This window comes from Ruegeria sp. HKCCA4812 (assembly GCF_013034245.1).
Taxonomy (GTDB): domain Bacteria; phylum Pseudomonadota; class Alphaproteobacteria; order Rhodobacterales; family Rhodobacteraceae; genus Ruegeria.
This window is the reverse complement of sequence record NZ_WQFQ01000010.1, coordinates 49,164-61,325: the sequence shown is the minus strand read 5'-3', so window position 1 is coordinate 61,325 and position 12,162 is coordinate 49,164. Positions and strand designations below refer to the sequence as shown.

Sequence of the window (12,162 nt, the reverse complement as noted above, 5' to 3'; positions counted from 1 at the left end):
TCATCATGACGAACAGCGATCCGATCTGCCCGCTTTGCGGCCGCCCGATCCCCGACGGGGCTGGCAGCCTGCATCATCTGATCCCAAAACTCAAAGGAGGCAAGGGCGGACCTACCGTTCTGCTGCATCAGATCTGCCACAAAGAGGTGCACGCCACCCTGACCGAAGCCGAACTGGCACGCAGTTTCAACACAGTCGAGGCCCTGCGTGCGCATCCAAGGCTCGAGAAATTTTTGACTTGGGTCTGCAAACGTCCACCCGGGTTTCGTTCGAAAGTTCCGGGCAAGCGGCGCGGGCGCTGATCAACCTGGCAGGATCTGGTCGCCGACAATATCTGTGAGAGGTTCGGACAGGCCTTCGATCTCGATACCCTGAAAGTCCGGTACATGAGCGAATTGTGCGCCCGCAACATGTTGGAATTCCAACGTCGTATAGGCGCGTTTCCACAGCCATTCGCGGTTTTCAACAGCCCAAAGGTCAGGATTGGGCGGGGTTTCGTCGGTAAAGGCATAGAAATGCAGGTCAAAGCCGTAAGGGGCGACCTCCTGCATCGACAGCAACGACATGCCCCGGGCGCGCCAGAATGCGTCTTCGGCGGCAATATCGCCGGTTCGAAGGGTAATCTGACCGATCCGAGCCTGCGCAAAAGGCGCGTCGGGGTCCGCTGCATACGGCGGCTGGTTGCCTTCGAAATCATGTTGCAGCAGTTCGATGACGAACCCTTCGGGATCCGCAAGATGGCACATATAGCCGATGTCCAGAAACTGGTTCGGCGTGCTCACTGGTACGTCGAACCTGCGCAGATGAGCCGCAGCAAGATCGACATCCGGAACGGTGATTCCTATCTTCCAGTACCGCTGCCCCTTGTCATGGGTGTACCCTCCTCCACCCGGCAGCAACAAAATATCTGCGTCTGCACCGTCATAGCCGACACGGTGGCCGGTTTCTGTTCGGCCAACGGACATGCCCAGAATGTCGCGATAAAACGCGGCCAGCCGATCCGGGTCAGCGACCCGCAGGCGCAGTGCAGACAGCCTCATGAGCACAACCTTGCGATTCCCGCCGCGGTCTCGGGGTCGGCGTTCACGCTGTCGGCCACCAGATCGCGTGCGGTTTGCATCAGGTGATCGGGATCGACAATCCGGTCCACCAGGCCAAATTCATACGCCTCCTGCGCGGTAATTTTCTGACCCGCCATAAAGATCAACTTGGCCCTGGCCGGTCCGACCAGAGCCGCCAGCCGCGCGGGGTCGGACGGTTGTGGCAGAAACCCCAGCTTCATCACCGGGTAGAAGAACTTGGCCGACGGCACGGCAATGCGCAGATCACAGGCCAGCGCCATACCGTTGGCCCCGCCTGCCAAAGTGCCGTTCAGTGCGGCAACGGTCAGACAGGGCAACGCGGCAATGGCGCCGGACAGCCTTTCCCAGACATCCGATTTGGCCAGACCGGCGCGCGCTTCGTCCAGATCTGCCCCGGCGCTGAACACTTTGCCCGCGCCGGTCAGGATCAACGCCTTGGCCTCTGTCGCGGATTCGGCGATCTCGGCCAGTTCCGCCAGCATGGCCCCGGTCAGGGCGTTCGCCTTGCCGGGATTGTTGATCGTGACGGTCCACAGGCCGCCTTCTTTGGTCAAATCGATCATATCAGCCCGGCCCGTTTGCGAATGTCTTCAAGCCGCAGCGAAATTTCAGTGCCAAGGAATTCATCGGCATCATCCGAGCACATCCACAACAGCGCCCGTGCGGGCCAGTCCGCAGGGATATGCACATCCCAGTCCAGCTGACTGACTGGATTTATGCCGCTGGCCTTGATCGACCGCTGCATATCGGTGGCCACCGTCCCCGGTGACAGGCCCATGGCGCGAATACCGTTATGGGCTTCTTCCAGATGCAGACATTCCGTGAGCATCTTGGCCCCGGCCTTCGAGGCGCAATAATGGCTCCAGGCTTCGACCGGGTTCGATGCTGCACCGGACGAGATCGTCAGAATGCTCCCTCCTCCCGCAGCCCGCATCACCGGCAACGCAGCGCGCATCCCGTAGAAAATACCTTTCAGGTTGATGTCGATGGCCTTGCTCCACGCCTCGGTGTCAGCATTCGAGAGATGAAAGATCGGATCGATCACACCCGCGTTGCCGATCAGAACATCCAACCCACCGAACCGGTCCACGCATGTGGCCACGGCTTGTTCCACCTGCGCGAAATCGCTGACGTCACAGGCCAATGCGATGGCCTGATCGCCCAATGCGGCCGCCAGAGCGTCAATCTGGTCCTTGCTGCGAGCCACCAATGCGACATTGGCGCCGGCTGCGGCAAAAACGCGCCCTGCCTCGGCCCCAATTCCTCGGCTGGCCCCGGTTATGAGAACAGTTTTTCCCTGCATTTGCCCTTCCTCACGCATTGCAATCTCTGTCGGCTACAGCCGTAGCGCGTAAACGGGGAAAGGGTCCAGCCCTTGCCCCCTTGACGATACCCGCCACAAAACCGACCATGCGCCACAAATTGATCAAGAAGGGTTACCTTATGTCCGTTTTCCTTCGCCGCAGCTGCGGCGCTGCCCTGGCTTATGCCGTTGCCACCCAAGGGGCGTTTGCCGATCTGTCGGCCGATGACGTCTGGTCCGATTGGCAGAGCTATTTCACCTCGATGGGTTACACCGTCACAGGAGACGAAAGCACCTCGGGCGACGTCACCACGATTTCCAACATGACGCTTTCAGTGGCCCTTCCCGAAGAGGACGGACAGTTTCAGATGGTCATGCCAGAAATGACATTGACCGAAATTGGTGACGGGACCGTTACCATTGACCTGCCGGAAAGCTTTCCCATGGAAATCACCGGTCAGGCCGAAGACGAAAACTTCGCAGCCACTGTCACCTATTCCCACAGCCAACTGAACATGGTCGTGTCGGGCACACCGGACGACATGACCTATGACTACAAGGCTGACAATCTGGGCGTGAAACTGGATTCGATTGAGGTCGATGGTGAGGCTCTGCCCAAGGATGTGTTTGGCATCGATGTCCAAGCAAGCGATCTGTCCGGCAGCTCGCGGATGCAGATCGGTGACAATCGGAACATCAGCCAGACGTTCAACGCAGCCACGTTATCCTATGATCTGAACTTTCAGGATCCTGAAAGCGGCGAAAACGGGTTGATCAACGGTCAACTCGATCAACTGGCATTTGAGGGCAACAACGTGGTCCCGCCGGATTTTGACTTTTCGGACCCAGAAGCCTTTTACAAGGCTGGTTTTTCGTTTGACGGCACCTTCACCTATGCCGCGGGCAGCACGGATCTGAGCGGGACCAGCGAAGGTCAGGCGTTCTCGATGAACAGCACGTCCGAAGGCGGGCGTTTTGCAGCCAGCATCGATGCAGAGCGTATCGTCTATGACATTGACCAGAACAGCACGAAGATGGCCGTTACCACGGCGGGCCTGCCGTTCCCGATCGAACTTTCGATGGCCAAGGCGGGCCTGAACTTCGAATTCCCCATCCAGCAATCGGACGAGGTTCAACCCTTCGGCTTTGGGCTGAACCTGACCGATTTCACCATGTCGGACATATTGTGGGGCATTTTCGATCCTGCGGGCGCGCTGCCGCGTGATCCGGCGACGATTGCGCTGGATGCGACGGGAACCGCGAAAGTGCTGATGAATATCTTCGATCCTGAAATCGACGTCGAATCCGACGAAGCGCCGGGGGAATTGCACTCGCTGAAGATCAACGAACTGCTGGTTTCGCTGGTTGGCGCCAAACTGACCGGTACCGGTGATTTTGCTTTCGACAACACCAATACCGAAGAATTTGATGGCCTGCCCAGCCCAAGCGGCGTGGCGAACCTTCAGCTGGTGGGCGCCAACCAGTTGATCGACACCCTGATCGGAATGGGAATCATCTCGGACGAAGACGCGCTGGGTGCCCGCATGATGATGGGTCTGATGGCAGTTCCGGGCGAAGAACCGGACACTTTGAACTCGAAGATCGAGTTCACCGAAGACGGCCAGATCCTGGCGAATGGTCAGCGTATCAAGTGACAATCAACGGAAAGGGCCGCGCAACATGCGGCCCTTTCTCTGTCCTGCCAACCCCTGCCCAAACCTCTGAAACGGCACGGGTTCACCGCGATCCTCAACGCACAATCTGGTCACAGGTCTTGCGAGACGGGCGGTCCAAGGCTAGGTCCTTGGCAATCAACCCGGAGGCCTCATGACCTGCTCACCAGAAGAAATCAGCCATCACTTGCTTGACGTGGCCCGCAAGGCAGGCGCGGACGCGGCGGATGCCATCGTTATCGACGGATCCTCTGTTTCCGTCGAAGTGCGGGGCGGCGCGCTGGAACATGCCGAACGCTCGGAAGGGACTGATCTGGGATTGCGGGTGTTTCTGGGCAAACGATCCGCCATTGTGTCCAGTTCCGACAGCCGCCCTGAAACCCTGCGCGCCATGGCGGAACGAGCTGTCGCGATGGCCAGGGAGGCCCCCGAAGATCCGTTTTCCGGGCTGGCTGACAAGGACCAGCTGGTTACAGACTGGAACATAGAGTCACTGGAATTGTCAGACCCCGCCCCGGCTCCGTCTGCCGAAGCCCTGATGCAGGATGCTCTGACGGCCGAGGCCGCAGCGCTGGCCGTCGCCGGTGTTACCCAGGTGTCGGATGCGGCCGCAAGTTACGGGACCCACCATGTGCATCTGGCCGCGACAAACGGGTTCACCGGCGGGTACGCGCGCAGCAGCCGGTCGGTTTCCTGTGTTGCGATCTCGGGCGAAGGCACCGGGATGGAACGGGATTATGACGGCGACAGCCGGACGTTCCAATCCGACCTGCGCAGCGCGGAAGAAATCGGGCGCACAGCAGGCGAACGCGCCGTGCAACAGGTTGGTGCGCGCAAACCTGTGACGGGAAGTTTTCCGGTGCTCTTCGACGAACGGATCTCGTCTTCGCTCATCGGCCACCTTCTGGCCGCCAGCAATGGCGCGGCGATCGCACGGGGCGCATCCTGGCTCAAGGATTGTTTGGGGCAGGACGTTCTGCCCGCGCACCTGTCCCTGATCGAAGACCCGCACCGCCCGCGCATTTCGGGCTCGCGTCCCTTTGATGCCGAGGGTTTGCCGACACAACGCCGGGCAATCGTGGAAAACGGCGTTCTGACGGGCTGGACGCTGGACCTGTCAAGCGGGCGAAAACTGGATATGGCGTCCACGGGAAATGCCGCTCGTGGGGTCTCGGGCCCGCCATCGCCCAGCAACTGGAACCTGAGCCTGACACAAGGTGACCAAAGCCGCGCCGACCTGCTGCGCGATATGGGGACCGGGTTGCTGGTCACATCCATGATCGGATCGACGATCAACCCCAATACCGGTGACTATTCAAGGGGTGCATCGGGCTTCTGGGTCGAGAATGGCGAGATCACGCATCCGGTCAATGAATGCACCATCGCGGGCAATCTGCGGGACATGCTGCGCCGGATCATCCCGGCGAACGATGCCCGCCCATACCTGTCGCGCGTGGTTCCGTCGCTTCTGATCGAAGGAATGACACTTGCCGGCAACTGATCTGCCCCTGCTGATCGAGGCGGCGCTGGAGGCCGGCAAGATCGCCACGCGCTATTCCGGCACGCAAGCACAGCGCTGGGACAAACCCGATGGCGCCGGCCCAGTGACCGAGGCAGATCTTGCCGTGAACACGATGCTGGAGGAGCGGTTGTGTTCGGTGCGACCGGGCTATGGCTGGCTCAGTGAGGAATCCGAGGATTCCACCGACCGGCTGGACCGTAACAGCACTTTCATCATCGACCCGATCGACGGCACCCGGAGCTTTGCAGAAGGCGCGCGCACCTGGGCACATTCCATAGCCGTCGCCGATAACGGCGTGGTGACGGCGGCGGTCATTTACCTGCCGATGCGGGATTTGCTGTACACGGCGGCACAGGGTCAGGGCGCCACTCTCAATGGTAAGACGATCACGACCTCGGATACCGCAGAGCTTTTGCAATCAGAAATTCTGGCCGCCAAGCCAAATCTTGACGCTCGGCACTGGCGCGACGCGCAGGCGCCAGATTTCGAACGCGCGTATCGCCCGTCACTTGCCTATCGCATGGCTTTGGTTGCGCAGGGTCGGTTCGATGGCATGCTGACCCTGCGCCCCAGTTGGGAATGGGATATTGCCGCCGGCGACCTGATCATCCGAGAGGCCGGCGGCGTGTGTTCCGACCGTACGGGTCAACGGCTGATCTTCAACAATATGCATCCCAGGTTGAACGGCGTGATCGCCGCCAGCGCCTCGATTCATCAGCAACTGTCGGCACTGCTGGATCCGGCCGGGCCGGAAATCGGAACATGAGCAAACCGCGCTCACTCAGCCTGGCCGCCTACAGGGTGTTGTCATGGGGGTTGCGCAACGGGGTTGCGCCGCAATCCAACCTGCCGCGCCCCGAAGGTGAGTTGCTATGGATCCATGTTGCCACCCCGGATCGGCTGCGGGCTGTGACCGACTTCTGCCGTCGGCTGTCGCAGGTCAAGGCCAAGCTGAATTTCCTGCTGACAGCCCCCCCGGATGAGGATCTGTCCAACTGGCCGGACAGCAGGTTCCCTTTGATCAACCTGCCACAGGAACAGAGTGGCGCCGCCCGCGAGTTTATCGAATACTGGCGTCCGAACATGGGGTTGTGGGTCGGTGGCGATCTGATGCCCAACATTGTCACGCGCGCTGACGAACAGGCGATCCCGCTGGTCCTGTTCGACGCCCAATTCAGCGTCACTCTGTCCCGGAACGCCCGTTGGCTGCCGGACATCACGCGGGTGACCTTTGACTGTTTCCGCAAGATTCTCACGCCATCCGCCGAGACGGCTCGGCAGATCCGCCGCCTCGGGATCCAATCCGGAAAAGTTGCGGAATCACCGCCTTTGCGGATCAGCCCCAATCCCCGGCCCTGGCCTGAAGACGAGCTTATCGAGACCACACATACACTTGCCGGGCGCCCGGTTTGGTTGGCGGCATGGGTTCAGGACAAGGAGTTCATCTCGATTCTGACAGCCCACCGTCAGGCGCTGCGGATGCTGCATCGGCTGGTTCTGGTGTTGCACGTGGCAAACGAGCCGGAAGTCTCGCCGCTGAGACGGCGGCTGGAATCGATGGACCTGCGCTGCATCAGCTGGGATGAAGGGGACATGATTGAAGACACCACTCAGGTCGTCCTGACATCGGACCCCGAAAACCTGGGCCTATGGCATCGCATGGCACCAGTGACCTTCATGGGCAGTTCACTGGAACGCGGCGCGGGCGGTCAGGACCCGTCCGAAGCAATCGCGCTGGGGTCTGCGATCATGTTCGGACCATATGTGCACCGCCATCAGGAAATCTATTCCAGCCTGCAACAGGTGAACGCCGCCAAAGAGGTTAAGACTGCAACCGAACTGGGCGACGCCGTTGTGCAGCTTCTGGCGCCGGATCAAGCTGCCGACATGGCGTTGGCTGGATGGCAGTTGTTGACCGAAGGCGCACCGCAGGCTGACGCCCTGATCGAAATGGTACAGGATATTCTGGATCAGCGGAGTGCGGATCATGCGGGCACCTGATTTCTGGAACACGACCCCGGACCAACCGGATCTGAGGGCGCGTCTGCTGGCACCGTTGGGGCGCCTATATGCAGCGGCAACCGCCCGAAGGATCGCCTCGGAATCCGGCGAAAAGCCGGGTGTACCCGTGATCTGTATCGGCAACCTCAATGCTGGTGGAACCGGTAAAACACCTATGGTGATCTGGACCCTTGAACAGCTTCGAGGCGCCTGGCACGAACCACATGTTGTCACGCGGGGGCACGGAGGCTCTTTGGACGGGCCGGTGCAGGTTGATCCGGCCCGGCACACGGCTGCCGAAGTAGGAGACGAGCCGCTGCTTCTGGCGATGTTTGCCGAAGTCTGGGTTGCCAAGGACAGGGCGGCGGGCGCACGGGCCGCCGCAGCGGCGGGCGCCACGGTAATCGTGCTGGATGACGGGTTTCAAAACCCTTCGGTGGCCAAGGATTTCTCGATCATTGTTGTCGATGCTCAACGCGGGTTCGGAAACGGTTTGTGCCTGCCTGCCGGGCCACTGCGGGAACCGGTCGACATCGGGTTGAAACGGGCCGACCTTGTGTTGTCTTTGGGCGATGAGGCCGCGCAAATGGCTTTCACTGCTCAGTGGGGCGACAAGTTGTCCGTTCCCCATGTCACCGGAGCAATCGAGCCCCTGCAAACCGGCATGGACTGGACCGGCACACGCGCTTTGGCATTTGCCGGGATCGGCCACCCCGAGAAGTTCTTCACAACCCTGCGGCAGCTGGGCGTAGACCTGGTCCGCGCCGAAGCCCTGGACGATCACCAGCCTCTGACTCAGGCACTGATGGCCCGTCTGGAAAACGAGGCGCGCCAACTGGGTGCTCAGATGATAACGACCGAGAAAGATGCCGTACGTCTGCCCCCGGCTTTTCGGAGCAAAGTGATCACTCTGCCGGTGCGTCTGCGAGTCGGCGAAATTGACAAGGTCCGCGACATGCTGCTGAATGCAGCACCTGCACCAAAATAGGTCCGCTCGGCCCACGCAGGGCCAACCGGAAAAGGGTGTTTAGCCACCCAGTTCGTCTTCGATCAGCTTTTTAAAGTCAGCGTAGGACTGGTTGTCGACCTTCTTGCCGTTCACCACAAATGATGGCGTCGCCTGGATGCCATCTCGTTCGGCGTTTTCCTGATACCACGCAGCCAATGTCCGCGCCTTGGTACCGTCTTGCAGGCAAGCCTCGAGCTGATCGCCATCGATGCCGGCCAAACGACCGATCTTGCGCAGCTCGTCCACGATCTCGGCCGGACCACCTGCGCGTGTCCATTCTGCCTGCCCTTCATAGATCAGGTCTGTGATACCGAAGAACTTTTCGGGGCCAGCGCAGCGTGCAACCATCGATGCCCAAAGGCCGTAGCGGTCAAAATACACCTCACGATAGGTAAACTTTACCTTGCCGGTGTCGATGAAGTCTTTCTTGAGTTGTTTGAAGGCTCCCTGATGGAAACTCGCGCAATGCGGGCAGGTATAGGAGGCATATTCGATGATTTCGACAGGTGCATCCTCGGCGCCCAGCACCATTTCGACGATCGTCGAAGTATCCAGGTCCGCCTCCTGCGCTTCGGCGGCACTGACCAGTGGAACGGTGACATTGGTGTTCGACCCTGTCAGCCAATAGCCGCCAGCGGCCACGGCGACGGCCGCACAGATTACGGTTGCAATACGGCTCATTTTCAGCCCTTTCTCAGCGTTTCTGTTTGGATAAAACGTTGCGCCCGAGACGTTCAAGAGCCGCGCGCAAATCTTCATCATGTACATCGCGTGACATTTTGTCGGCCTCGGTGGCAATGTCAGGCGCAATCTGGGGTTTGGCTTGCTTCGGCTTGTGGTCGAAACTGGCCTGCCCCTCGGCAAATCCGGTCGGAGCGGTCTGGGTGATACGGACACGGCTGATGGCGTTATAGCCATAGACCGCGTTTACCTTGCCGCGCAGCTGTTCCTTCTGCATTTCCAGCATCGGAGCCTGTGGCCCGGTCGTCAACACGGTCAGGGTGGCACCAAATCCGCCCTTGCCATAACCCACTTTGACCGGGCGCGCGATGGCGGCGGTTTCCTGGCCGACAATCTCGGCCCAGTGGGTCAAAAGCCGTGACACGGCAAACCCCCGGCTTTCCCCGGCGCGCCGGATCTGATCGTTCAGCAAGGATGCGGTGCGTTTGAACCCGCGGGTCGAAGAACGTCTGCGTTGCATCTGGTTTCCTGCTCCTACACCTCTATTGTACTGGGCAGGCCACCATGTGCCAGCGAAACCCGACCGGGAGTTGAATAAAACTTGCGTGACTCTGCTGAAATCATCGTCAGTGATGCGTTGCTGGAATGGTACGACCGCCACGCCCGCGAAATGCCATGGCGCATCGGTCCGGCAGATCGCGCCGCCGGGATGCGCCCCGACCCCTATCGGGTCTGGCTGTCCGAAGTGATGTTGCAGCAAACTACAGTTGCCGCCGTTCGCGACTATTTCCTGCGCTTCACCACCCGCTGGCCCACGGTTCAGGCTCTGGCCGCCGCACCCGACGATCAGGTCATGGGGGAATGGGCCGGGCTTGGCTATTACGCCCGCGCCCGCAATCTTTTGAAATGCGCCCGTGCCGTCACGCAGGACTACGATGGCCGGTTTCCCGACAGCTTAGAAGCGCTGCTGAACCTACCCGGCATAGGCCCCTATACCGCCGCAGCGATCTCGGCCATAGCGTTTGATCGGCCTGAAACCGTGCTGGACGGAAACGTCGAGCGTGTCATGGCCCGGCTCCATGACATTCACGATCCGCTACCCGGGTCCAAACCCCTGCTGAAGGAAAAGGCGTCGGCCCTGACCCCGGCCATACGTCCGGGCGATTACGCGCAGGCCGTCATGGATTTGGGGGCAACCATCTGCACGCCGAAGTCGCCGGCATGTGGCATTTGCCCCCTGCGTGACCCCTGTCAGAGCCGCGTCGCAGGCACCCAAGCCGACCTGCCACGAAAAACACCCAAAAAGCCCAAACCCACGCGCTATGGGCACGTGTATGTTGCGCAAAGCGCAGACGGGGCCATGGTGCTGGAACGCCGGCCTGACAAAGGTTTGCTGGGCGGAATGCTGGGCTGGCCCGGATCAGAGTGGAACGATGCCCCGGCCGAACAGCCTCCATTCCCCGCGAATTGGACGATGTTGCCGGGCGAAGTGCGCCATACGTTTACGCATTTCCACCTGATTTTGCGGATCTGGACAACAGATGCCGCCGATCACGACATACCCGAACATCTGACAGTTGTAGACAAACACAGCTTCAGGCCCGGCGACCTGCCAACCGTGATGCGCAAGGCCTATGATCTTTGGCGAGGACAATAAGTCCGCTGTGCAAGTCTTCGGGCCATGGCTAGGATATCTCCGTAAAGTCGGAGCAGAAAAGATGATCGCAACAGGCACATTGTCCCGCTGGCAATCTGCATCCCCTTTCTGGGTGTCGCTGCTGCTGATTCCGCTGGTCTGGTTTTCAGCTGCTACCGGTGGATGGTCACTGCTGCTGGTTCCTGCCGCAACCTGGTGGGCTTTTGCAGTGCTGGACCGGATCACCGGGCTCAACACTCAAAACGCCTACCCCGAGACGCCGGACACGGCGCTGCAATGGTACATATTGCTGACAAAACTCTGGGCCCCGATCCAGTTCGTCACCCTTTTTGGTTTGATCTGGTACGCAACCCAGGGCACCCATCTGTCAACGCTTGAGAAAATCGGCCTCTTCTTTGGCATGGGCGTCATTTCGGGCACGATTGGGATCAATTACAGCCACGAGTTGATGCACCAGAAAAGCCGCTTGGAACGCTGGCTGGGGGACATCCTTCTTGCCATGGTGCTGTATTCTCATTTTCGGTCCGAGCACCTGTTGGTCCACCACCGCCATGTTGGCACCCCGCGCGATCCGGTAACGGCGCGCTACAACGAAGGTTTCCATCGCTTCTATCCCCGCGTTCTGTGGCAATGCTGGGTTTCGGCCTTCAGCGCCGAGCGCAACAAGCTGGCCCGTATCGACAGACCGTGGACAGATCGTTCAAACCCGTTCTGGCGGTACTGGGCGCTGCAAGGTGGGATGCTGGCACTGGCCGGCCTGATCGGAGGATGGTCCGGCGTGGCGCTGTTTCTGCTTCAGGCTGGTGTCGCAATATGGCAGCTCGAGCTGGTCAATTACGTCGAGCATTACGGCCTGACCCGAAAACACCTGGGCGAGGGACGGTACGAGCATGTCCTGCCACGCCATTCCTGGAATGCCTCGCAGAAAGCTTCGAACTGGTTGCTGATCAATCTTCAACGCCATTCGGACCACCATTACAAACCCAATCGCCGGTTTCCGCTGCTGCAACATCACGCGTCGGACACGGCACCGCAATTGCCCTATGGCTATCCCGTCATGACTGTGGCCGCGATGATACCGCCGCTTTGGCGGCGGGTCATGAACCCGCGCGTTCGCGCGTGGCGACGCCACTATTATCCCGAGATCACCGACTGGCACCCCTACAACAAATCTTTGAACCCCATGCCAAAATCGTGACCGCAGCGCGCACAGGCGCGCTGCTTGGCCCAACTG

13 protein-coding genes are annotated in these 12,162 nt (G+C 60.2%); 8 read left to right on the top strand and 5 right to left on the bottom strand.

Translation table 11 applies throughout. The features are described from left to right. Positions 1-5: 5 nt before the first annotated feature. A complete protein-coding gene (locus tag GOW04_RS19815) occupies positions 6-302 on the top strand; it encodes an HNH endonuclease (protein WP_171233751.1) in 297 nt (98 codons plus the stop codon). Here the strand turns inward: GOW04_RS19815 and GOW04_RS19810 are convergent, their stop codons facing one another. The 3 genes from GOW04_RS19810 to GOW04_RS19800 are packed head-to-tail and all read right to left on the bottom strand — an operon-like array spanning position 303 to position 2,385. After that, on the bottom strand, positions 303-1,040 hold the full coding sequence (locus GOW04_RS19810; RefSeq protein ID WP_171233750.1) for a VOC family protein: 738 nt from the start codon (positions 1,038-1,040) through the stop codon (positions 303-305). Further along, on the bottom strand, positions 1,037-1,645 hold the full coding sequence (locus GOW04_RS19805; RefSeq protein WP_171233749.1) for an enoyl-CoA hydratase/isomerase family protein: 609 nt from the start codon (positions 1,643-1,645) through the stop codon (positions 1,037-1,039). Before GOW04_RS19805 ends, GOW04_RS19810 begins: the two co-directional genes overlap by 4 nt. Further along, a complete protein-coding gene (locus GOW04_RS19800; protein ID WP_171230591.1) occupies positions 1,642-2,385 on the bottom strand; it encodes an SDR family oxidoreductase in 744 nt (247 codons plus the stop codon). Before GOW04_RS19800 ends, GOW04_RS19805 begins: the two co-directional genes overlap by 4 nt. A gap of 107 nt (positions 2,386-2,492) precedes the next feature. Between GOW04_RS19800 and GOW04_RS19795 the strand changes: the two genes are divergently transcribed. The 5 genes from GOW04_RS19795 to lpxK all read left to right on the top strand — a co-directional run bounded on the left by GOW04_RS19795 (position 2,493) and on the right by lpxK (position 8,569). Further along, complete coding sequence (locus GOW04_RS19795; protein ID WP_254430213.1) at positions 2,493-4,040, top strand: DUF2125 domain-containing protein; 1,548 nt, start codon at positions 2,493-2,495, stop codon at positions 4,038-4,040. Positions 4,041-4,212: 172 nt separating this feature from the next. After that, positions 4,213-5,559 carry a TldD/PmbA family protein gene (locus tag GOW04_RS19790; RefSeq protein ID WP_171233747.1) on the top strand — a complete coding sequence of 449 codons (1,347 nt, stop codon included), beginning with the start codon at positions 4,213-4,215 and terminating at the stop codon, positions 5,557-5,559. Beyond that, entirely contained in the window at positions 5,546-6,346 is an 801-nt protein-coding gene (locus GOW04_RS19785) for a 3'(2'),5'-bisphosphate nucleotidase CysQ (protein WP_171233746.1), read from the top strand. Before GOW04_RS19790 ends, GOW04_RS19785 begins: the two co-directional genes overlap by 14 nt. Then, on the top strand, positions 6,343-7,581 hold the full coding sequence (locus GOW04_RS19780; RefSeq protein ID WP_171233745.1) for a 3-deoxy-D-manno-octulosonic acid transferase: 1,239 nt from the start codon (positions 6,343-6,345) through the stop codon (positions 7,579-7,581). Before GOW04_RS19785 ends, GOW04_RS19780 begins: the two co-directional genes overlap by 4 nt. Next, the gene (lpxK, locus tag GOW04_RS19775; RefSeq protein ID WP_171233744.1) at positions 7,568-8,569 is read left to right on the top strand and encodes a tetraacyldisaccharide 4'-kinase; all 1,002 of its coding nucleotides are present in this window, start codon (positions 7,568-7,570) and stop codon (positions 8,567-8,569) included. Before GOW04_RS19780 ends, lpxK begins: the two co-directional genes overlap by 14 nt. Positions 8,570-8,608: 39 nt before the next feature. On the opposite strand, the gene GOW04_RS19770 is transcribed toward lpxK, so the two are convergent. After that, positions 8,609-9,271 (bottom strand): DsbA family protein, encoded by a 663-nt coding sequence (locus GOW04_RS19770; RefSeq protein WP_171233743.1) that lies wholly within the window; start codon positions 9,269-9,271, stop codon positions 8,609-8,611. Positions 9,272-9,284: 13 nt separating this feature from the next. Then, positions 9,285-9,791: a DUF721 domain-containing protein gene (locus GOW04_RS19765; protein WP_152459280.1), complete on the bottom strand. Its 507-nt coding sequence runs from the start codon at positions 9,789-9,791 to the stop codon at positions 9,285-9,287. Between the two features lie 81 nt (positions 9,792-9,872). On the opposite strand from GOW04_RS19765, the gene mutY reads away from it, so the two are divergent. Together mutY and GOW04_RS19755 are read left to right on the top strand one after the other, a co-directional pair. Further along, positions 9,873-10,928, top strand: a complete 1,056-nt coding sequence (mutY, locus tag GOW04_RS19760; RefSeq protein WP_171233742.1) for an A/G-specific adenine glycosylase — start codon at positions 9,873-9,875, stop codon at positions 10,926-10,928. A 61-nt stretch (positions 10,929-10,989) separates the two neighbouring features. Next, entirely contained in the window at positions 10,990-12,126 is a 1,137-nt protein-coding gene (locus GOW04_RS19755) for an alkane 1-monooxygenase (RefSeq protein WP_171233741.1), read from the top strand. The last annotated feature ends 36 nt before the right edge of the window (positions 12,127-12,162 follow it).

What these genes read in the sequence shown, in the direction of transcription:
- GOW04_RS19815 (WP_171233751.1), top strand. Translation starts at nt 6, where the DNA reads ATGACGAACAGCGATCCGATCTGCCCGCTTTGCGGCCGCCCGATCCCC.
- GOW04_RS19810 (WP_171233750.1), bottom strand. Translation starts at nt 1,040, where the DNA reads ATGAGGCTGTCTGCACTGCGCCTGCGGGTCGCTGACCCGGATCGGCTG.
- GOW04_RS19805 (WP_171233749.1), bottom strand. Translation starts at nt 1,645, where the DNA reads ATGATCGATTTGACCAAAGAAGGCGGCCTGTGGACCGTCACGATCAAC.
- GOW04_RS19800 (WP_171230591.1), bottom strand. Translation starts at nt 2,385, where the DNA reads ATGCAGGGAAAAACTGTTCTCATAACCGGGGCCAGCCGAGGAATTGGG.
- GOW04_RS19795 (WP_254430213.1), top strand. Translation starts at nt 2,493, where the DNA reads ATGCGCCACAAATTGATCAAGAAGGGTTACCTTATGTCCGTTTTCCTT.
- GOW04_RS19790 (WP_171233747.1), top strand. Translation starts at nt 4,213, where the DNA reads ATGACCTGCTCACCAGAAGAAATCAGCCATCACTTGCTTGACGTGGCC.
- GOW04_RS19780 (WP_171233745.1), top strand. Translation starts at nt 6,343, where the DNA reads ATGAGCAAACCGCGCTCACTCAGCCTGGCCGCCTACAGGGTGTTGTCA.
- lpxK (WP_171233744.1), top strand. Translation starts at nt 7,568, where the DNA reads ATGCGGGCACCTGATTTCTGGAACACGACCCCGGACCAACCGGATCTG.
- GOW04_RS19770 (WP_171233743.1), bottom strand. Translation starts at nt 9,271, where the DNA reads ATGAGCCGTATTGCAACCGTAATCTGTGCGGCCGTCGCCGTGGCCGCT.
- GOW04_RS19765 (WP_152459280.1), bottom strand. Translation starts at nt 9,791, where the DNA reads ATGCAACGCAGACGTTCTTCGACCCGCGGGTTCAAACGCACCGCATCC.
- GOW04_RS19755 (WP_171233741.1), top strand. Translation starts at nt 10,990, where the DNA reads ATGATCGCAACAGGCACATTGTCCCGCTGGCAATCTGCATCCCCTTTC.